The following is an 18,648-nucleotide window of genomic DNA, read 5'->3' as shown; positions in this document are numbered from 1 at the left end:
GTGACGCCTTGCTAATCTCCCCTAGCGGCGGCAGTAGTCGATGATCAGGTCCATAAAGGCTTCGCCGAAGCGTTCCAGCTTGCGGTGACCGACGCCGTTGATCGCCAGCATCTCGTCTTCCGTCATCGGCATGAGCTGCGCCATCTCCACCAGGGTGGCATCGTTGAACACCACGTAGGGCGGCACCTCCTCATCCTCGGCGATCTGCTTGCGCAGGGCGCGCAGCTCCTTGAACAGCCGCTTGTCGTAATTGGCGTTGTCGAGCAGGCCGTTGCGCTTCTCCTTGCGACTGGAGATGGGCTGCAGGCGGGGTACCGCCAATTCCAGCTTCACCTCGCCGCGCAGCACGGGGCGGGCCGCCTCGGTCAGCTGCAGCACCAGGTTGCGGGTGATGTTCTGGGTCAGCAACCCCTTGTGGATCAGCTGGCGGATAACGCTCATCCAGTACTCATGGCTCTGATCCTTGCCGATGCCGTAAGTCGAGAGCTTGTCGTGGCCGTGATCCTTGATGCGCTGATTGAGCGAACCGCGCAGCACCTCCACCACGTAGCCCACCCCAAAGTTCTGACCCACCCGCCAGACGCAGGAGAGCGCCTTCTGGGCATCTTCGGTGCCGTCATAGCTCTTGGGTGGATCGAGGCAGATATCGCAGTTGCCGCACGGCTTGTCGTTGTACTCGCCGAAGTAGTTGAGCAGCACCTGACGCCGGCAGGTCTGCGCTTCGGCGAAGGCCGCCATCACGTTGAGCTTGTACTGCTCCACCTGCAGCTGCTGGGGGTTTTCGATGTTGTCGAGCAGCCGGCGCACCCGCCCGATGTCGGCGGGATCGTAGAGCAGCAGCGCCTCGGCCGGGGTGCCGTCGCGCCCGGCACGGCCGGTCTCCTGATAGTAGGATTCGATGTTCTTCGGGATGTCGTAGTGCACCACGAAGCGCACGTTGGGCTTGTCGATCCCCATACCGAACGCCACCGTCGCCACCACTATCTCGATGTCATCCTTGAGGAAGGCCTCCTGGGTCTGCTGGCGCAGCTCGAGTGGCAGACCGGCGTGATAGGGGGCCGCCTTGCAGCCGTGGCGGGAGAGCCGCTCGGCCACCTCCTCCACCCGGTTGCGGCTGGAGCAGTAGACGATGCCGCAGTTGCCCTTCTGGCTCTGCACATAGCGCAGCAGCTGCTCGGCCGCCTTGAACTTCTCCACCAGGCTGTAGCGGATATTGGGCCGATCGAAGCTGGCGGTGTGGATAAAGGGATCCTGCAATTCCAGCCGGTGCAGCATGTCGCTGCGGGTCGCCTCATCGGCGGTGGCGGTGAGCGCCACCACGGGCACCTGGGGGAACCACTGCTTGAGCCGGCCCAGTGCCGCATACTCCGGCCGAAAATCGTGACCCCACTGGGAGACGCAGTGCGCCTCGTCGATGGCGAACAGGCCGAGCGGCAACTCCGCCAGCCGGTCCATGAATTCGTGCTGCAACAGGCGTTCGGGAGAGACGTAGACGATTTTTATCTCGCCGCGCCGCATGGCTGCAAAGTTCTGGATCATCTCTTCCCGGCTCAGGGCCGAGTTGATGTAGATCGCCGCTACGCCGTTGGCGCGCAGGCTGTCCACCTGATCCTTCATCAACGAAATGAGGGGAGAGACCACTACCCCGAGCCCGGGCCGCAGCAGTGCCGGGATCTGGTAGCAGAGCGACTTGCCGCCGCCGGTGGGTTTGAGCACCAGCGCATCGCGCCCCGCCACTATCTGCTCGATGATCTCGAGCTGGCCCGGCCGAAACTGCTGATAGCCGAACACCGCCTGCAACAGGGCAAGGGGGTTCTCTGGCTGAGGGTCAGGCAGGGTTTCGGCAATGACGGTCATGGGCTCTCCTTTGGGGTCGCCATTCTAAAGCAGCCGCCGCCCACAATAAACCTGCCATTGCGACTGTTAAGGAAGTGTTGCAGACTGGCTGGAGTTTTTACTCGGCTATGCCGACAGGGATTGGACTCAAGGAATGAAACAGATGCTCAAGAAGATGGCGCTCAGTGGCATTGCCAACCTGTTCGCCGAGAGGATGCCCTTCAACAAGCTGATCGGCATGCAGGTCACCCACTACGACTTCGACAAGGTGGAGCTGCGTATCAAGATGGAGGAGAAGCTGATCGGCAACCCCTTCCACAACATACTGCACGGCGGCGTCACCGCCAGCCTGCTCGACGTGGCCGGCGGCATGATAGTCGCCGCCTCCTGCATCGACGAGCTGGAAGACTTCTCCCCCAGCTATCTCAAGGAGCGCTTCTCCCGCCTCGGCACCATCGATCTGCGGGTGGACTATCTGCGGCCGGGGCGCGGCAACGAGTTCATCGCCACTGCCCACATCATCCGGGCCGGCAGCAAGGTGGCCGTTGCCCGGATGGAACTGCACAACGAAGAGGGCACCCATATCGCCTTCGGTACCGGCACCTATCTGGTGGGCTGAACCCGCTCATTGCATAAAAACAGCGCTGCTAATCTGATTTTAATCATTAGAAACCTTACCCCCTCTGCCGCCACGGGGTTCATACTGAAAGTCGGGATTGTGTGCAGAGGGAGGATTGCAGGCGATGAGTGCGAAACTGGCCACCAAACCATCCAGAGCCTTGTTGAGGCAGCTCGAGTCCATGCTCGACGAGGTGCAGACACCCGAGTGTCGTCACTGGCTGGAACAGGAGCTTGAGGGATACTCTCTCTGTTCGCCCCTGCCCTGGTATCGCATCATAGCCTGTCGGCAACGCGGTCACTTCTTGGACCTGAAGACGGGAAAATACCTGACTTGTCATATCAACAGTCAAACGCTAAGCCAACGCGATCTGGCCCAGATTCAGTTCATCTATGCCCGTGAACCCGCCGCCCACTATTTGCTACAACGCAATTCCGGTATTGAGCCCTGGCCAGAACAGCTGCTGGAAGATTATCAGGAGCAGCTGATCCCTGGCCATCTGTGCCTGCAAGCCTGGCATGAGCCCGTGTCTTCATTACGCGAACAACTGATGGAGGGAATAGAACATTTCATTAGTGAGTACCCCAAGCACGCGGCCTTGCAACCTCAACACAGCTTCAAGGCATTGCGGCATCAGCACTGGCATATCTAACAGGCGCCTGGCGCGCAAGGAGGGCACCATAGACAGAACCCAACGAGAGATTGCCACAATCTAGAGTGCCGGAGTTAGGATCAGACTCCACCCTGGGCCACCGAGCGGTGGCCCTTTTATTGTCGGGCAATCCTGCAAACGAGGCAGCGAGGCAGCGAGGCAGCGAGGCAGCGAGGCAGCGAGGCAGCGAGGCAGCGAGGCAGCGAGGCAGCGAGGCAGCGAGGCAGCGAGGCAGGAAAGCATCGCATACCATCGGACGACTGCCAGCGTTGGAGCCAGCCTCTGCTGAGGCGAAAGCCAAATGCGAAAAGGCCGCTCTATTGAGCGGCCTTTTCTAATGTGGTCGGTGTGAGAGGATTCGAACCTCCGACCCCTTCGTCCCGAACGAAGTGCGCTACCAAGCTGCGCTACACACCGATGTCTGCGGGACGGGAATTTACCGAAAGCCCCGACCCGACACAAGCCTTTTTTGCATTAAAAAGGAAAAAAAGTGCTGTTCGCTCAACTATTCAGCACTCCCCTCGCCGTTTTACCGAAATGCAGCCGGACGGTGACATTTCGCTAACCCAGCCTCAGGGCAGACGAAGCGACTCAGGCCCCAGCAACCGGCGTTGCCAGTCCGCAATCGTGCCGTGCTCCAGCCAGTCCGCCGCATGCTTGCGCCAGTTGGGCGAGAGGGCCGGATTTTCCAGCAGCAACAGCAGGTCCGCCTCGTTGCGTAGCTGATTGAACAGGATATCGGCAGTACGCTTCACCGTGAGCTCAGGGTAGGGTCTGTCCACCAGCTCCAGCCTCTCCTGCGGCATCACCATCCCCTCCTCCAGCACCCGCAGCAACCAGCCGCAGCGGCCACTGAGCTGCATCACCTGCGACAACTGACCATAACCGAAACGCTGATTGAGCTTGAAACAGGGGGATCTGGGCTGGCTTATCTGGATCAGCGCCTCGCCGAGTCGATAGACATCGCCGATGCAGGCCTGCGCCTCGGTCAACCCGACCCCGGAGAGGTTCTCGCCGAAGGCGGCGGGCTGCCAGGGGGTACGCGGGGCCGGCAGGCCCAGCGCCGTCTGCCAGTTGTGCCACCAGGGGTAGTGATCGGCGGGATAGTAGTGCAACGCCCGATCCGGGCCGCCATGGTGACGCTGGTCGCACTGTTCGTCGCCCGCAAGACCGCTGACGCCGCACCAGAGCGGTATGGTGGTGGCTTGTTTGTGGATGGCACTGACAAGACCGGGAACCAGTTCGGCACCCTGGCCGCTAAAGATGGAGATCCGCATTCTCATCCTCCGGATTGACGAGAGAATGCGGATCTTATCATGTGAGGAGTCAGGCGACCGCCTGCATCTGTGTGGTCATGGCGATCTCGGCACGGCGGCGTTTCTCCGCCTTGGCCATTAGATACCAGCTGCCGAAGGTGAACAGCGACACCGACAACAGGATCAGGCTGGCCACCGCGTTGATCTCGGGTTTCACCCCGAGCCGCACCGCCGAGAAGACCTCCATCGGCAGGGTCGTGGAGCCCGGGCCGGAGACGAAGCTCGCCAGCACCAGGTCATCCAGCGACAGGGCAAACGACATCATGCCGCCCGCCGCCAGCGAGGGGGCAATCATCGGGATGGTGATCAGGAAGAACACCTTCCAGGGCTTGGCCCCCAGATCCATGGCCGCCTCCTCGATGGAGAGATCCAGCTCCCGCAGCCGAGCCGACACCACGATCGCCACATAGGCGGTACAGAAGGTGGTGTGGGCTATCCAGATGGTCACCATGCCCCGCTCGGCAGGCCAGCCCACCAGCTGGGCCATGGCCACGAACAGCAGCAGCAGCGACAGACCGGTGATCACCTCGGGCATCACCAGCGGCGCCGTCACCATGCCGCCGAACAGGGTCCGACCGCGGAAGTGCGGGATCCGGGTCAGCACGAAGGCCGCCACCGTCCCCAGCGCCACCGCCGAGACGGCGGTGTAGAAGGCGATCTCCAGCGAGCGCAGCACGGAGCTGATCAACTGTTTGTTGTCGAGCAGGCCGAAGTACCACTTGAGCGACCAGCCCCCCCATACCGTCACCAGCTTGGAGGCGTTGAAGGAGTAGATCACCATGATGATCATGGGCAGGTAGATGAACAGCAGCCCCAGCCACAGCATCAGCTTGGCAAAACCGAAACGTCTCATCATGCCTTGCCCTCCAGCTCTTTGGCCTGGTTACGGTTGAACAGGATGATGGGGATGATCAGCACCGCCAGCATCACCACCGCCAGCGCGGAGGCCACTGGCCAGTCGCGGTTGTTGAAGAACTCCTGCCACAGCACCTTACCTATCATCAGGGTCTCGGGGCCGCCCAGCAGCTCCGGAATCACGAACTCACCCACCACCGGAATGAACACCAGCATGCAGCCGGCGATGATGCCGTTTTTGGAGAGCGGTACCGTGATCCGCCAGAACCGGGTCAGGTTGCGGGCGCCGAGGTCGGAGGCCGCCTCCAGCAGGCTCTGGTCATGCTTGACCAGGTTGGCGTAAAGCGGCAGCACCATGAACGGCAGGTAGGAGTAAACGATGCCGATGTAGACCGCCAGGTTGGTATTGAGGATCTGCAGCGGCTCATCGATGAGGCCGATGCCCATCAGCAGGCTGTTGAGCAGGCCGTTGTTGCTGAGAATGCCCATCCAGGCGTAGACCCGGATCAGGATCGCGGTCCAGGTCGGCATCATGATGAGCAGCAGCAGTACGGTCTGGGTCTCCTTGTTGGCCCGCGCGATGGAGTAGGCCATGGGATAACCGATCAGCAAGCAGAGAATGGTGCTGACCAGGGCCATCTTGAGGGAGCCGAGATAGGCCGCGATGTAGAGCTCATCCTCCCGCAGCAGCAGGTAGTTGCCCATGTTGAGCAGTATGGTGAGCTGATTGTCCGCCCAGCTCACCACGTCGGTGTAGGGCGGGATTGCCACGTCCGCTTCGGCGAAGCTGATCTTCACGACGATGATGAAGGGCAGCAGGAAGAACAGGAACAGCCAGAAGAACGGGATGCCGATCACCAGCTGCCGCCCCCCCAACGACTTCAGTCGTTTCAATGCCATCATGATTGCAGCACCACGCCGCTGTCATCTTCCCAGTAGAGGAACACCTGGTCATCCCAGGTCGGCCGCTTGCCGTGGCGTTCGGCGTTGGCGATGAAAGCCTGAACGATTTTGCCCGAGGGCAACTGGATGTAGTAAACCGAGTGACCGCCCAGATAGGCGATGTCGTAGACCTCGCCCTTGGTCCAGTTGAAGTCCGGATGCTCGATCTCCACCGGCTTTTGCAGGCTCATCAGCAGCTTTTCCGGCCGCAGGGCGTAGGTCACCTTCTTGTTCTCGGCGCGGGAGCTGATGCCGTGACCCACGTAGATGGGCTGCTCCAGATCGGCGCAGGCGATGGTGGCGTGGTCCTGCTCGTCCTCCACCAGCAGGCCGTCAAACAGGTTGACGTTGCCGATGAACTCGCACACCAGCCGGCTGGCCGGGGTTTCGTAGATATCCATCGGGCTGCCGATCTGCTCGATGCAGCCCAGGTGCATGATGGCGATCCGCTCGGCCATGGTCATGGCCTCTTCCTGGTCGTGGGTCACCATGACGCAGGTAACCCCGACCCGTTCGATGATCTCGACCAGCTCCAGCTGCATCTGGGAACGCAGCTTCTTGTCGAGCGCCCCCATGGGCTCATCCAGCAACAGCAGCTTGGGCCGCTTGGCCAGCGAGCGCGCCAGCGCCACCCGCTGACGCTGGCCGCCGGAGAGCTGATGGGGCTTGCGGCGGGCATACTGGGTCATCTGCACCAGCTTGAGCATCTCCTCCACCCTGGCGTCGATCTCCGCCTTAGGCAGGTTGTCCTGCTTGAGACCGAACGCGATGTTCTGGGCCACCGTCATGTGGGGGAACAGGGCGTAGGACTGAAACATCATGTTGATGGGACGCTCATAGGGCGGCATGTCGGTGATGTCGACGCCGTCGAGGAACAGCCGTCCCTCGGTGGGGCGCTCGAACCCCGCCAGCATCCGCAGCAGGGTCGACTTGCCGGAGCCGGACCCGCCCAGCAGGGCGAAGATCTCGCCCTTGTGGATGTTGAGGGACACGTTGTCGACCGCCAGCGTTTCATCGAACTGCTTGCTTACCCTGTCTATCTTGACCAGCACTTCTTTGCGTTGCTGGCTGCCCTCGAGGGCTTTCTTGTAGGCACTGGAGGCTATCGCCATTACCAAACTCCCAAAGGTAATACCGGCCGGGGCCGATCCATAAAACAGTCTGGCGCCCCGGGACGGGCGCCAAGGTTAGGTTCCGGACTTGATCCTGGTCCAACTCCGGGTGATCAGACGCTGCACCGCACGGGGATGTGCCTGCTGCACATAGAGCCGTTCCAGCACCGCCTGGGGTGGATAGACGGATTCGTCTTCGCGCACGCGTTTCTCCATGAACTCTCCCGCCCTGCTGTTGGGGTTGGCATACCCCACGTAGTCGCTCACCTTGGCGATGACGTCAGGCTCGAGAATGTAGTTGATGAGGGCGTGCGCCTCTTTCACGTTGGTGGCATCGGCCGGGATCGCCATCATGTCGAACCAGAGGTTTCCCCCCTCCTTCGGAATGCTGTAGGCGATCTTGATCCCCTTGCCCGCCTCCTCGGCCCTCGCCGCCGCCTGCAGGATGTCGCCGGAGAAGCCGGCCGCCACGCAGATGTTGCCATTGGCGAGATCGCCGATGTACTTGGAGGAGTGGAAGTAGGCCACGTAGGGGCGCACCTTGAGCAGCTGCTCTTCGGCCCGCTTGAGGTCTGCCGGCTCATGGCTGTTGGGGTCGAGCCCCAGATAGTTGAGTGCCGCCGGGATCATCTCGTCCGCCGAATCGAGGAAGGCCACCCCGCAGTGGGAGAGCTTCTTCATGTTTTCCGGCTCGAAGATGGTCGCCCAGGAGTCGATCTTGTCGACCCCCAGCACCGCCTTGACCTTCTCGACGTTGTAACCGATGCCGTTGGTGCCCCACAGATAGGGCACGGCGTATTGATGGCCCGGATCCACCTTGTCGAGCTGCTTGAGCAGCACGGGATCCAGGTTGGCCAGATTGGGCAGCAGGGCGGGATCCAGCTTCTGGAAGGCCCCCGCCTTGATCTGCTTGGCCAGGAAATTGTTGGAGGGCACGACCAGATCGTAACCGGTACGCCCGGTCAGCAGCTTGCCTTCCAGCGTCTCGTTGGAGTCAAACACGTCATAGACGGTCTTGATCCCGGTCTTCTGCTGGAAGTCACTGAGGGTGGTCTCGCCGATATAGTCGGACCAGTTGTAAAAATGAACCACAGGGGCTGCCTGGGTCAGATTTGCAAACCCCAGGGTCAGGGCCAGCGTAGCTATCTTGGTCATGTGCACTTACTCAGTCCTCTTTATGTGTGATTTGCCAGTGCGCATCCATACGCGCCGTCCAACCTGTCGGGTGGGTCACCACCCTCCCGGCCGAACTGCGGACCGGGAGGGGCACTCTTCACTTACTTGCCTGACTTGATCTTGGTCCAGCTACGAGTCATCAGACGCTGCACCTTGGCCGGCAGATCCGGGAAGGTGTAGATCTTCTTGAGGGTCTCGTCGCTCGGGTAGATGCCCGGATCGTTGCGGATCTTCTCGGACACCAGCGGCACAGAGGCCTTGTTCCCGCTCGGATAGCTGACGGCGTCGGAGATCTGGGCGATCACCTCGGGCTTCATCAGATAGTTCAGGAATACATGGGCCGCTTCCACGTTCTTGGCATCGGCCGGAATGGCCAGCATGTCGAAGAAGCTGCCTGCCCCCTCTTTCGGGATCACGTAGGTCAGATTGATGCCGTTCTTGGCCTCGATCGCCCGGGACTTGGACTGCTGCAAGTCACCGGAATAGCCGACCGCCACGCACAGGTTGCCGTTGGCCAGATCCGAAATGTACTTGGAGGAGTGGAAGTAGGCGGTGTAGGGACGGATGGAGAGGAACAGCTCCTCCGCCTTCTTCAGCTCGTCCGGCTTCTGGCTGTCCGGCTTGAAGCCCAGGTATTGCAGGGCGGCTGGCAGCATTTCAGTCGGCGAATCGAGGAAGGAGACACCGCACTCCTTCAACTTGGCCATGTTTTCCGGTTTGAACACCAGATCCCAGGAGTCCACCGGCGCCTTGTCACCCAGCACGGCTTTCACCTTCTCCGGGTTGTAGGCATAACCGATGGTGCCCCACAGGTAAGGAATGGAGTACTGGTTACCCGGGTCGCTCGGTTCGAGCGCCTTGAGCAACGAGGTATCCAGGTTTTGCCAGTTGGAGAGCTTGGACTTGTCCAGTTTCTGGAACACGCCCGCCTTGATCTGCTTGGCCAGGAAGGGGTTGGACGGCACCACGATGTCATAGCCCGAGCTGCCTGCCAGCAACTTGGCTTCCAGCACCTCGTTGCTGTCGAACACGTCGTAGACCACCTTGATGCCCGTCTCTTTCTGGAAGTCTTCCAGGGTGTTCGGCGCGATATAGTCGCTCCAGTTGTAGACGTGCAACACCTTGTCTTCGGCCATCGCCGCGCCGCTCATCATGACCAGCGCCACCGAGGCTGCAATCATTCCCGTTTTGAAAGACATCGTCCTTGTCTCCTAAGCAAATTGTATGCGCAAGCCAACCTGCCCGGCGCCCGCCTATCCCCGCAGCTTTGCCGCCGTCAGATCCAGACTGAGCCTGGCCAGATTGACCAATTCATCCACCTGTTCCTCGGTGATCACCAAGGGGGGCGATATGATCATGGTATCGCCGACCGCCCTCATCACCAAGCCATTGTTAAAGCAGAACTCCCGACAGGTCATACCGGCCTGCAGCTCAGCCGGGAAGCGGCTGTTGGTCTGCTTGTCCTGCACTATTTCCAGCGCGGCCACCAGGCCTTTGCCACGGGTTTCGCCCACCAGCGGATGGTCCGCCAGCTCCGCCCAGCGACGCTGCAAATAGGGGCCGATACTATCATGAACTCGCTTAACTATGCTTTCGTTTTGCATAAGCGTAATGTTGGCAATGGCCACGGCGCAGGCCACCGGATGACCGGAGTAGGTGAAGCCGTGGTTGAATTCGCCCCCCTCTTCCACCAGCACCTTGGCGACCCTGTCCCCCACCATCACGGCCCCCATCGGCAGGTAGCCGGAGGTGATCCCCTTGGCCAGGCACATGAGGTCCGGCTTGATGCCAAAACCCTCGCTGGCGAACCAGTGGCCGGTGCGGCCAAAACCGCAGATCACCTCGTCGGCGATGAGCAGGATGCCGTACTTGTCGCAAATGCGCTGGATCTCGGGCCAGTAGCTGTCGGGCGGAATGATGACGCCGCCGGCGCCCTGGATCGGCTCGCCGATGAAGGCGGCCACCTGGTCCACCCCCAACTCCAGAATCTTCTCCTCCAGCTGACGGGCACGAGCCAGGCCGAATTCGTGGGCGCTCATCCCCTGCCCTTCCCCGAAGTGATAGGGCTGATCGATGTGCACTATGCCGGGGATCGGCAGCCCGCCCTGGGCGTGCATCCCCTTCATGCCGCCCAGGCTGGCCCCAGCCACGGTGGAGCCATGGTAGGCATTGTGGCGGCTGATGATCACCTGCTTCTCCGGCTGCCCCTTGCTGGCCCAGTAGTGGCGCACCATGCGCAGCACGGTGTCGTTGCACTCGGAACCCGAGCCGGTGAAAAAGACGTGGTTGAGGTGGGAGGGCGTCACTTCGGCCAGCAGGGTTGCCAGCTCGGCGGCAGGCGGGTGGCTGGTCTGGAAGAAGAGGTTGTAGTAGGGCAGTTGCTGCATCTGGCGGGTGGCGGCGTCCACCAGCTCCTGGCGACCGTAACCCAGGTTGACGCACCACAGGCCCGCCATGCCGTCCAGAATGCGCTTGCCTTCGGAGTCTTCCAGATAGACCCCCTCGGCACGGGTGATGATGCGGCTGCCTTTCTTGTTCAGCGCCTGAAAATCGGTAAACGGATGCAGGTGATGGCTGGCTTCCAGTTGCTGCCACTCACGGGTGGTGTGCTGCATTGCTTGCTCCTCGGTTCCTTCGATGTAAGCGATGTTTGTTCGTCAACGGATGAGGGAGGGGGGCTCCCCAACTCACGCATGGGAGAGCCTGACCTTGACCCCGGCATTGTCGATATGAGCGGGAACGCCCTCGGACGCGCCCGGCAGGCCGATGCGCGTCAGGCACGCACCCGGGTCACACGTTCAGCAGCAGGAACTCCCGTTCCCAGCGGCTGATCACCCCGAAGTAGGTTTCATACTCCTTGCGCTTCACCGCCACGAAGGCGCGGGTAAAGCGCTCGCCCAGCATCTCCTTGATGGGATCACACTGCTCCAGGTGGCTCAGTGCCTCCTCCAGCGAGCGGGGCAGGCTGTAGGGCAGCTCATAGGCGCTCGACTTCATCTCCGGCAGCGGCTCCAGCTTCTCCATCATGCCGAGGTAGCCGCAGGCCAGGGTGGCGGCCAGCGCCAGATATGGGTTGGCATCGGCGCCGGCGAAGCGGTTCTCCACCCGGCGGGCGCTGGCCTCGGAGAAGGGTACCCGCAGCCCGCAGGTGCGGTTCTCCACCCCCCACTGGACGTTACGCGGCGCGCTCTCACCAAAGGTGAGGCGGCGGTAGGAGTTGACGTTGGGGGCCAGCAGCGCGGTCACCGCCGGGGTGTATTTCTGCAGGCCGGCGATGAAGTGCATGAACAGCTCGGAGTTGCCGCCGTTCTCAACCCCAAACAGGTTGCGACCGTTCTCATCTTCCAGACTCTGGTGGATGTGCATTGCAGAGCCGGGCTCATCGCTCATCGGCTTGGCCATGAAGGTAGCGTAAATCCCGTGACGGTGGGCCGCCTCGCGCATGGTGCGCTTGAACAGGAACACCTGGTCGGCCAGATCGATGGCATCCCCGTGCAGGAAGTTGATCTCCATCTGAGCGGCACCGGACTCGTGGATCAGGGTGTCCACCTCCAGCTCCTGCGCCTCGCAGTAGTCGTACATGTCCTCGAAGATGGGGTCGAATTCGTTCACCGCGTCGATGCTGAACGACTGGCGGGCCGTCTCGGGGCGACCGTTGCGGCCGGTGGGCGGCACCAGCGGATAGTCGGGATCTTCGTTGCGCTTGACCAGGTAGAACTCCAGCTCGGGGGCCACCACCGGCTTCCAGCCCTGCTTCTCGTAAAATGACAGGACCCGACGCAGCACGGAGCGCGGCGCTATGTCGATCAGCTTGCCATTGATGTCGAAACAGTCGTGGATCACCTGGGCGGTGGGCTCCAGTGCCCAGGGTACGAAACGAATGGTATTGGGATCTGGATAGAGCTGCATGTCCCGCTCCAGCGGGTCGATCATGCTGTCGTCATCCGGATACTCGCCGGTCACCGTCTGGGTGAAGATGACCTCGGGCAGGCGCATGCCCCCTTCGCGCAGAAACTTGTTGGCTGGAATGATCTTGCCTCGGGCATTGCCGGTGAAATCCGGAAACAGGCACTCCACTTCCGTGATGCGATTGCTCTCCATCCAGCCCTTGATACTGTCCATGTTAAACCCCGACTCTACGGTTGCCATTGGCAAGGGTGTCTAATATATGGAACACCCTTGTTATCAAATTGTAATCAACACCACCATAAAAGCCCGCCATCAGGGGCAATGTCAAGCGGTGGTGTTTAAAAAACTATAAATAACGGCGCATATAATGACCATGGCGGGGACAAATACTAAACACCCTGTCATGGTAACGACTCACTGCAAAGCCGGTGCCAACGAGACGAGTTACCCCCGTATGTTCTCAGTCAGACCCTGTCGGAATCGGGCCATTTTTTTGCAAGGGCGCACAATCCTTGTCCTCTTTGCTTTGCATGCCTGCATTTTTTTGGTACAAGGCCCGCCCTGATTTGCACTCTCCTGCATGGATTTGGTGCAAATACAGGACACAGGGCTTGGTCTGCAGGCAGACAGCCCCCATAAACAGGGATAATTGGGTTAGTAAACTGACTGGTAGTAAATCGTATGTGTGATTTCATGACTGAAGACCAACTGGCCTTTTACAAGGGACAGATCGAGCGCCAGATCCTCGAACTCGAAGATCGCCTCAACTCCCAGGCCAGCCAGGCCATCGCCACCGATACCAACGAGATGGCTGATGAAATTGACCGTGCCAGCATCGAGGAAGCCCGCCGTCTGGAGCTGAACCGCATCGAGCATGACAAGCTGCATCTGCGCAAGCTGCGTGGTGCGCTCAAGCGCATCAGCGAAGGGGATTTCGGTTACTGCGAATCCTGCGGTGACGAGATCTCCCTCAAGCGACTGCAGGCGCGTCCCGAGTCCCGCTTCTGCGTTGAATGCCAGAGCACCAAGGAGTTCAACGATACCCACGTGTATCGTCGCGTCGCCTGACGCCTCCCGGCACCGTCACTGGCGCTCGCCGGCGGGATGACGAGCAGGCCCTGTCTGCCTCGATGCAGGCGGGGTCCCTGCCTCGCCGCTCCCCGCGCCACGGCGGCGCAGCAACAGAGTGACAAGTTCTGTTAGACTCCGGGCAAGCCCCGGAATCTACAGGAGAGCAGAGAGTGAAATGGTTCCTCAAACTGTGCTTGTGTCTGCCGTTGCTGGCACAAGCACAGACCCTCACGGTCAAGGTGCCCAGCCGACCGATCAATGACCTCGACAAAGAGTACCAGCTCAAGCTGCTGGAGCTGGCCCTCACCCATGCCGACCAGCCATTTCGCATCCAGCAGGTCGAACTCAACCTCAACCAGTACAGCCTGCAGCAGCAGCTCAGCAAGGGCAAAACCATCAATGTGTTCTGGATGGGAACCTCCAGCGCCCTCGAATCCTCCCTCATCGCCGTGCCGATCCCGTTGTTTCGCGGTCTGGAAGGGCTGCGGCTCTCCTTCATCCACGCCGATGCCCAGGAGAAGTTCAACCAGATCAACTCGCTGGCCGATCTCAAGAAGCTGAAGGCGGCGCAAGGGGTGGGTTGGGCCGACAACAAGATCCTCGAAAACGCGGGCATCCCCACCTATTCGGGGCGCTACAGCAACCTGTTTCGCCTCATCAACGACGGCGACAAGCTGGACTTCTTCCCGCGCAACCTGGTGGAGATCTTCGCCGAGCGCAGCGAGCTGGTGGCGCAATACCCCAACCTGGTCATCGATCAGCATCTGCTGATCCGCTACCCCTTCGCCGAGTTCTTCTTCGTCAGCCCCGAAGCGCCGAAACTGGCCAAGGCGATTCAGACCGGGCTTGAGCGGGCCTATGCCGACGGCAGCTTCATGAAATTCTTCCGGGAGAACCCCAAGATCCGCGAGGCGCTGGCCAGTGCCAAGCTCGACCAGCGGGTCACCATCGCCCTGCCCAATCCCGACATGACCCCCTTGCTCAAGAGCATTCCGGCCCAATATTGGGAGTATCCCCCGCAGGGATGACGAATCGGCCACCTCACACCGAGGTGGTACACACAGCGCGCCAGGGAGGTGCCATGAAGGGAATCGTGGAGTGGTTTGAACTGTACGGCCAGAGTCACCGGCACCCGGTCAATGTGGCGATCCACAAGCTGGCGGTACCCGGCATCTATCTCTGCGCCCTGGCCCTGCTCTGGTGCCTGCCGGCCGGGCCGCTGCCACCGTCGCTCAACTGGGCTGCGCTGGTCGCCATTCCGGTGCTGGCCTTCTACCTGCGGCTGTCGTTTGCGCTGTTCGTGGGGATGGCGGTGCTGACCGCGCTGGGCTTGGTCGCTTGCCACAGCTGGCAGGGCCCGCTGCTGTGGCCGGCACTGGCCGGGTTCGTGCTGCTCTGGATAGCCCAGTTCGTCGGTCACAGGATCGAGGGCAAGCGCCCCTCCTTCCTTACCGACCTGCAATTTCTGCTGATCGGCCCCGCCTGGGTGCTGGCCAGCCTCTATCGTCGTTTGGGCATTCCCTACTGAGGGAAGCCAACAGGAGAGACCATGAGATACCGTCACACCCTTGCTCGCGCCCTGCCGCTGCTGCTGGGCGCATTGATTGCCGGCCCGGCACTGGCCGACAAGGCCGACCCCGTCGGCGAGGTGAGCACCGCCTTCAAGCTGTTTGGCCCCAACCACAAGATCCTGGTGGAGGCGTTCGACGACCCGCGCATCGACGGCGTCGCCTGCTATCTGGCACGCCCCAAAACCGGTGGCGTCAAGGGCGGGCTCGGGCTGGCGGAAGATCCCTCCCATGCCTCCCTCTCGTGCCACCAGATTGGTCCCATCACCCTGCCTGCCAAGCTGAAGGCGGGGGAAGAGGTGTTCGACGTCAGCACCTCGCTGGTGTTCAAGGAGCAGAAGGTGGTGCGCTTTTACGATCAAAAGCGCAATGCGTTGGTCTATCTGACTTACAGCACCAAGCTGGTGGATGGTTCTTACAAGAGTGCGGTCAGCGCCGTGCCCATCATGCCGTGGGGCTGAATCCCCACCATTTATCCCGTGATGACGACCCATATTTGTTGTAATTTAACTACATCATTATCTGCGGAGAGCGCACCATGAGAGTCGCCGTTTTCAGTACCAAGAGCTACGACAAAGAGCACTTCAATCAGGCCAACAGCCAGTACGGTTATGAACTTGAGTTCTTCGACGTGCGGCTGGAGGCCAAGACTGCCCGGCTGGCCCACGGCTTCCCCGTGGTGTGCCTGTTCGTCAACGACGATGCCGACCGCGAGGTGCTGACCGAGCTGGCCACCAACGGCACCAGGGTGATCGCCCTGCGCTGCGCCGGTTACAACAACGTGGATCTGGCCGCCGCCAAGGAGCTGGGGCTGAAGGTGGTGCGAGTACCCGCCTACTCCCCGGAAGCGGTCGCCGAGCACGCGGTGGGCCTGATGATGACCCTCAACCGTCGCATCCACAAAGCCTATCAACGCACCCGTGACGCCAACTTCTCGCTGGAGGGGCTGGTCGGCTTCAACATGCACGGCCGCACCGCCGGCATCATAGGCACCGGCAAGATCGGCATCGCCACCCTGCGCATCCTCAAGGGCTTCGGCATGCGCCTGCTGGTGAGCGATCCCTATCAGAACCAGGCGGCCATCGATCTGGGCGCCGAGTATGTGGATCTCGATACCCTGTTCCGCCAGTCCGACGTCATCAGCCTGCACTGCCCGCTGTTCAAGGAGAACTACCACCTGCTGAACAAGGAGGCGTTCGCCAAGATGAAGGACGGGGTGATGATCATCAACACCAGCCGGGGTGGCCTGCTCGACTCCAACGCCGCCATAGAGGCGCTCAAGACCGCCCGTATCGGCGCGCTGGGGCTGGACGTCTACGAGGAAGAAGAAGATCTCTTCTTCGCCGACAAGTCCAACGAGGTGATCACCGATGACGTGTTCCGCCGCCTGTCGGCCTGCCACAACGTGCTGTTCACCGGCCACCAGGCCTTCCTGACCCGCGAGGCGCTGCACGCCATCGCCGACACCACCCTCAGCAACATCCGCGCCATCGACAGTCAGGGCCGTTCTGACAACGAGGTGGAATAAGGGGCCTCCCCTTCCCCTCAGCGGTTCATTGCCATGCGCCGGGTTGTGAGACCCGGCGCCTTCGGGTAGGCTACCAGCCCTTTTTTGCTCAGGAGTCTGGCTGCCCATGTTTATCGGATTTGATTACGGTACCTCCAACTGTGCCGTCGCCGTGATGGAACAAGGCAGCCCCCGGCTGCTGAACCTGAGCGGTGCCCACTATCTTCCCTCCACCCTGCACGCCCCCCATCGGGATGCCATCGCCGGCCTGCTGGCCGAAGGGCTGGCGCCTGCCCAGCAGAGCGAGTACCTCAAGCTGCGCGGCCCCGTGGTAACCCGGGCCCAGGCGGTACGCCGCCAGATGCGCGAAGAGGGGCTGATCGACGAGCTCAGCTTCGGCGCCGCGGCGCTGGAGCGCTATCTGGAAGAGCCGGACGACGGCTACTACATCAAGTCGCCCAAATCCTTCCTCGGCGCCTACGGCCTCAAGGCACCGCAGATCGCCCTGTTCGAAGACATCGTCTGCGCCATGATGCTGCACGTGCGGCGCGAGGCGGAGCAGCAGCTCGGCGCGCCTATTCGCCGGGCCGTGGTTGGCCGCCCGGTCAACTTCCAGGGGTTGGCGGGGGAAGAGAGCAACCGTCAGGCCATCGCCATCCTGAGCGAGGCGGCGCGCCTCGCCGGATTCGAGCAGGTGGAGTTTCTCTATGAGCCGGTGGCAGCCGGCTTCGAATTCGAGGCCCGCCTCAACGATGATGCGGTGGTGCTGGTGGTGGACATCGGCGGCGGTACCACCGACTGTTCGGTGCTGCGGATGGGCCCAAGCCATCGTGCCCAGCTTGATCGCAGCGGCGATCTGCTCGGCCACAGCGGTCAGCGCATCGGTGGCAACGACTTCGACATCCGGCTGACGGTGGAGGGCATGATGCCGCTGCTCGGCATGCACGAGACTCTCAAGACTGGCAAGCCGCTGCCCCACCCGCTGTTCTGGGATGCCGCCGCCATCAACGACGTCAGTGCACAGAGCCGTTTCTACAGCCTGGAGACGGGCCGCCAGCTGCAGGATCTGCAGCTCGACAGCCTGCCCGGCAGCAAGCTGGGGCGCCTTGTCAGCCTGCGTGCCCACAAGCTGAGCCACCAGCTGGTGTGGCGCGCCGAGCAGGGCAAGATCGCCCTCTCCCAGGAGGAGTCGGCCCAGCAATCTCTGGCCGAGCTGGAGCGCGGGCTGACGGCCGAGCTCAAGCGAGATCAGCTGGCCAGCGCCTCCACCCCGCTGCTGGAGAAGATCGGTGAGCTGATGGACGAAGCCATTGCCGCCGCCGGCGTCCAGCCGGACCGGGTCTTCATCACCGGCGGCAGCGCCCGCTCGCCCCTCATCCAGGCCTTCATCCGTCAGAAGCTACCCCAGGTACCGCTGGAGGGGGGCGATGACTTCGGCTCGGTCGCCTCCGGTCTGGCCCGTTACGCCGAGCGGCTGTTCGGCAACTGACGCCCCGGCGAGGGTGCCAGCGACGACGCAGGCACCCTTTGCAAGGCTGGTGTTGCCATTTAACGACACAGGCCCAATCCGCGGGACGACAGAAGCGGTCGGGGGCACTCCCCCTTGCCCTGCCTGGGGGGCCGCACAGAGGGTATGCTTGTCACTCCCACTACCGGAGCCCTTTCATGCCCAGATTCTTGCTACTGCTGCTCGCCCTGCTTCTGCTCAGCGCCTGCAGCAGTACTCCCCGCTTTGCCTCGCAAGACCTGCAGCACCACCACTGGGTGCTCGACAAGCTGGATGGCCAATCCGTCACCGCGGCGCGAGACAATCCGCCCGATTTCGAGATAGGTGAGCACTTCACCGTCAACGGCATCGCCGGTTGCAACCGCTACTTCGGTCAGGGCCACCTCGAGGGGAACAAGTTCTGGGTGACCAGTCTGGGCAGCACAGAGATGGCCTGCCAGGCCCCGCTCGATGCGGTGGAGCAGGCGGTGCTGACCACCCTCACCGAAGGGGCCACCCTGGATGGTACCACCCAGACCCTGATCCTGCAGGGCAAACGGCATCGTTTGGAATACACCCTGCGCGACTGGGTGCTGTAA

The 18,648-nt window shown here is 61.7% G+C and carries 18 protein-coding genes and 1 tRNA gene; 9 read left to right on the top strand and 10 right to left on the bottom strand.

Features of this window, described 5'->3' with window-relative positions:
- Nucleotides 1-21 precede the first annotated feature (21 nt).
- The gene (gene recQ / locus AB5Y98_RS11315; protein WP_368231924.1) at nt 22-1,857 is read right to left on the bottom strand and encodes an ATP-dependent DNA helicase RecQ; all 1,836 of its coding nucleotides are present in this window, start codon (nt 1,855-1,857) and stop codon (nt 22-24) included.
- Nucleotides 1,858-1,990: 133 nt separating this feature from the next.
- Here recQ and AB5Y98_RS11310 point away from each other — a divergent pair, with 133 nt between their 5' ends.
- Entirely contained in the window at nt 1,991-2,455 is a 465-nt protein-coding gene (locus AB5Y98_RS11310; RefSeq protein WP_029306122.1) for a thioesterase family protein, read from the top strand.
- A 124-nt stretch (nt 2,456-2,579) separates the two neighbouring features.
- Complete coding sequence (locus AB5Y98_RS11305; RefSeq protein WP_005306599.1) at nt 2,580-3,107, top strand: hypothetical protein; 528 nt, start codon at nt 2,580-2,582, stop codon at nt 3,105-3,107.
- A 340-nt stretch (nt 3,108-3,447) separates the two neighbouring features.
- Here AB5Y98_RS11305 and AB5Y98_RS11300 read toward each other — a convergent pair.
- The 9 genes from AB5Y98_RS11300 to AB5Y98_RS11260 all read right to left on the bottom strand — a co-directional run bounded on the left by AB5Y98_RS11300 (nt 3,448) and on the right by AB5Y98_RS11260 (nt 12,630).
- Nucleotides 3,448-3,524 (bottom strand) — tRNA-Pro (locus AB5Y98_RS11300).
- Between the two features lie 155 nt (nt 3,525-3,679).
- Nucleotides 3,680-4,384, bottom strand: coding sequence for an MOSC domain-containing protein (locus AB5Y98_RS11295; protein WP_368231923.1), 705 nt, complete (start codon nt 4,382-4,384; stop codon nt 3,680-3,682).
- A gap of 49 nt (nt 4,385-4,433) precedes the next feature.
- Nucleotides 4,434-5,276, bottom strand: coding sequence for an ABC transporter permease subunit (locus AB5Y98_RS11290; RefSeq protein WP_024942068.1), 843 nt, complete (start codon nt 5,274-5,276; stop codon nt 4,434-4,436).
- Complete coding sequence (locus AB5Y98_RS11285) at nt 5,276-6,181, bottom strand: ABC transporter permease subunit (protein WP_010635771.1); 906 nt, start codon at nt 6,179-6,181, stop codon at nt 5,276-5,278. Before AB5Y98_RS11285 ends, AB5Y98_RS11290 begins: the two co-directional genes overlap by 1 nt.
- Nucleotides 6,178-7,332, bottom strand: coding sequence for a polyamine ABC transporter ATP-binding protein (gene potA / locus AB5Y98_RS11280; protein WP_005306611.1), 1,155 nt, complete (start codon nt 7,330-7,332; stop codon nt 6,178-6,180). Before potA ends, AB5Y98_RS11285 begins: the two co-directional genes overlap by 4 nt.
- A gap of 75 nt (nt 7,333-7,407) precedes the next feature.
- Nucleotides 7,408-8,493 carry a polyamine ABC transporter substrate-binding protein gene (locus AB5Y98_RS11275; RefSeq protein WP_017764857.1) on the bottom strand — a complete coding sequence of 362 codons (1,086 nt, stop codon included), beginning with the start codon at nt 8,491-8,493 and terminating at the stop codon, nt 7,408-7,410.
- Between the two features lie 116 nt (nt 8,494-8,609).
- Nucleotides 8,610-9,707, bottom strand: coding sequence for a polyamine ABC transporter substrate-binding protein (locus AB5Y98_RS11270; protein ID WP_005306618.1), 1,098 nt, complete (start codon nt 9,705-9,707; stop codon nt 8,610-8,612).
- Between the two features lie 54 nt (nt 9,708-9,761).
- Nucleotides 9,762-11,123, bottom strand: a complete 1,362-nt coding sequence (locus tag AB5Y98_RS11265) for an aspartate aminotransferase family protein (protein ID WP_005306621.1) — start codon at nt 11,121-11,123, stop codon at nt 9,762-9,764.
- Nucleotides 11,124-11,298: 175 nt separating this feature from the next.
- The gene (locus AB5Y98_RS11260; RefSeq protein WP_017764859.1) at nt 11,299-12,630 is read right to left on the bottom strand and encodes a glutamine synthetase family protein; all 1,332 of its coding nucleotides are present in this window, start codon (nt 12,628-12,630) and stop codon (nt 11,299-11,301) included.
- Nucleotides 12,631-13,098: 468 nt separating this feature from the next.
- Between AB5Y98_RS11260 and AB5Y98_RS11255 the strand changes: the two genes are divergently transcribed.
- From AB5Y98_RS11255 to AB5Y98_RS11225, 7 genes are all read left to right on the top strand, one after another.
- Nucleotides 13,099-13,485: a TraR/DksA C4-type zinc finger protein gene (locus AB5Y98_RS11255; RefSeq protein WP_010635769.1), complete on the top strand. Its 387-nt coding sequence runs from the start codon at nt 13,099-13,101 to the stop codon at nt 13,483-13,485.
- A gap of 173 nt (nt 13,486-13,658) precedes the next feature.
- The gene (locus tag AB5Y98_RS11250) at nt 13,659-14,516 is read left to right on the top strand and encodes a hypothetical protein (RefSeq protein WP_024942065.1); all 858 of its coding nucleotides are present in this window, start codon (nt 13,659-13,661) and stop codon (nt 14,514-14,516) included.
- Between the two features lie 53 nt (nt 14,517-14,569).
- A complete protein-coding gene (locus AB5Y98_RS11245) occupies nt 14,570-15,016 on the top strand; it encodes a DUF962 domain-containing protein (protein WP_368231922.1) in 447 nt (148 codons plus the stop codon).
- Between the two features lie 21 nt (nt 15,017-15,037).
- Nucleotides 15,038-15,517 carry a CreA family protein gene (locus AB5Y98_RS11240; RefSeq protein ID WP_010635766.1) on the top strand — a complete coding sequence of 160 codons (480 nt, stop codon included), beginning with the start codon at nt 15,038-15,040 and terminating at the stop codon, nt 15,515-15,517.
- 77 nt (nt 15,518-15,594) lie between these two features.
- Nucleotides 15,595-16,584: a 2-hydroxyacid dehydrogenase gene (locus AB5Y98_RS11235; protein ID WP_368231921.1), complete on the top strand. Its 990-nt coding sequence runs from the start codon at nt 15,595-15,597 to the stop codon at nt 16,582-16,584.
- A 106-nt stretch (nt 16,585-16,690) separates the two neighbouring features.
- Nucleotides 16,691-18,052, top strand: a complete 1,362-nt coding sequence (yegD, locus tag AB5Y98_RS11230; protein ID WP_368231920.1) for a molecular chaperone — start codon at nt 16,691-16,693, stop codon at nt 18,050-18,052.
- Nucleotides 18,053-18,228: 176 nt separating this feature from the next.
- Nucleotides 18,229-18,648 carry an META domain-containing protein gene (locus AB5Y98_RS11225; protein WP_042050072.1) on the top strand — a complete coding sequence of 140 codons (420 nt, stop codon included), beginning with the start codon at nt 18,229-18,231 and terminating at the stop codon, nt 18,646-18,648.

The organism is Aeromonas sp. s3 (assembly GCF_040907805.1).
GTDB classification, from domain to species: Bacteria; Pseudomonadota; Gammaproteobacteria; order Enterobacterales; family Aeromonadaceae; genus Aeromonas; species Aeromonas dhakensis.
This window is presented reverse-complemented; position numbering and strand designations above follow the sequence as displayed.

Excerpts from the sequence above, each read along its gene's own strand:
- recQ (WP_368231924.1), bottom strand. The coding sequence starts at position 1,857 with ATGACCGTCATTGCCGAAACCCTGCCTGACCCTCAGCCAGAGAACCCC.
- AB5Y98_RS11310 (WP_029306122.1), top strand. The coding sequence starts at position 1,991 with ATGAAACAGATGCTCAAGAAGATGGCGCTCAGTGGCATTGCCAACCTG.
- AB5Y98_RS11305 (WP_005306599.1), top strand. The coding sequence starts at position 2,580 with ATGAGTGCGAAACTGGCCACCAAACCATCCAGAGCCTTGTTGAGGCAG.
- AB5Y98_RS11295 (WP_368231923.1), bottom strand. The coding sequence starts at position 4,384 with ATGCGGATCTCCATCTTTAGCGGCCAGGGTGCCGAACTGGTTCCCGGT.
- AB5Y98_RS11290 (WP_024942068.1), bottom strand. The coding sequence starts at position 5,276 with ATGAGACGTTTCGGTTTTGCCAAGCTGATGCTGTGGCTGGGGCTGCTG.
- AB5Y98_RS11285 (WP_010635771.1), bottom strand. The coding sequence starts at position 6,181 with ATGATGGCATTGAAACGACTGAAGTCGTTGGGGGGGCGGCAGCTGGTG.
- potA (WP_005306611.1), bottom strand. The coding sequence starts at position 7,332 with ATGGCGATAGCCTCCAGTGCCTACAAGAAAGCCCTCGAGGGCAGCCAG.
- AB5Y98_RS11270 (WP_005306618.1), bottom strand. The coding sequence starts at position 9,707 with ATGTCTTTCAAAACGGGAATGATTGCAGCCTCGGTGGCGCTGGTCATG.
- AB5Y98_RS11265 (WP_005306621.1), bottom strand. The coding sequence starts at position 11,123 with ATGCAGCACACCACCCGTGAGTGGCAGCAACTGGAAGCCAGCCATCAC.
- AB5Y98_RS11260 (WP_017764859.1), bottom strand. The coding sequence starts at position 12,630 with ATGGACAGTATCAAGGGCTGGATGGAGAGCAATCGCATCACGGAAGTG.
- AB5Y98_RS11255 (WP_010635769.1), top strand. The coding sequence starts at position 13,099 with ATGTGTGATTTCATGACTGAAGACCAACTGGCCTTTTACAAGGGACAG.
- AB5Y98_RS11245 (WP_368231922.1), top strand. The coding sequence starts at position 14,570 with ATGAAGGGAATCGTGGAGTGGTTTGAACTGTACGGCCAGAGTCACCGG.
- AB5Y98_RS11240 (WP_010635766.1), top strand. The coding sequence starts at position 15,038 with ATGAGATACCGTCACACCCTTGCTCGCGCCCTGCCGCTGCTGCTGGGC.
- AB5Y98_RS11235 (WP_368231921.1), top strand. The coding sequence starts at position 15,595 with ATGAGAGTCGCCGTTTTCAGTACCAAGAGCTACGACAAAGAGCACTTC.
- yegD (WP_368231920.1), top strand. The coding sequence starts at position 16,691 with ATGTTTATCGGATTTGATTACGGTACCTCCAACTGTGCCGTCGCCGTG.
- AB5Y98_RS11225 (WP_042050072.1), top strand. The coding sequence starts at position 18,229 with ATGCCCAGATTCTTGCTACTGCTGCTCGCCCTGCTTCTGCTCAGCGCC.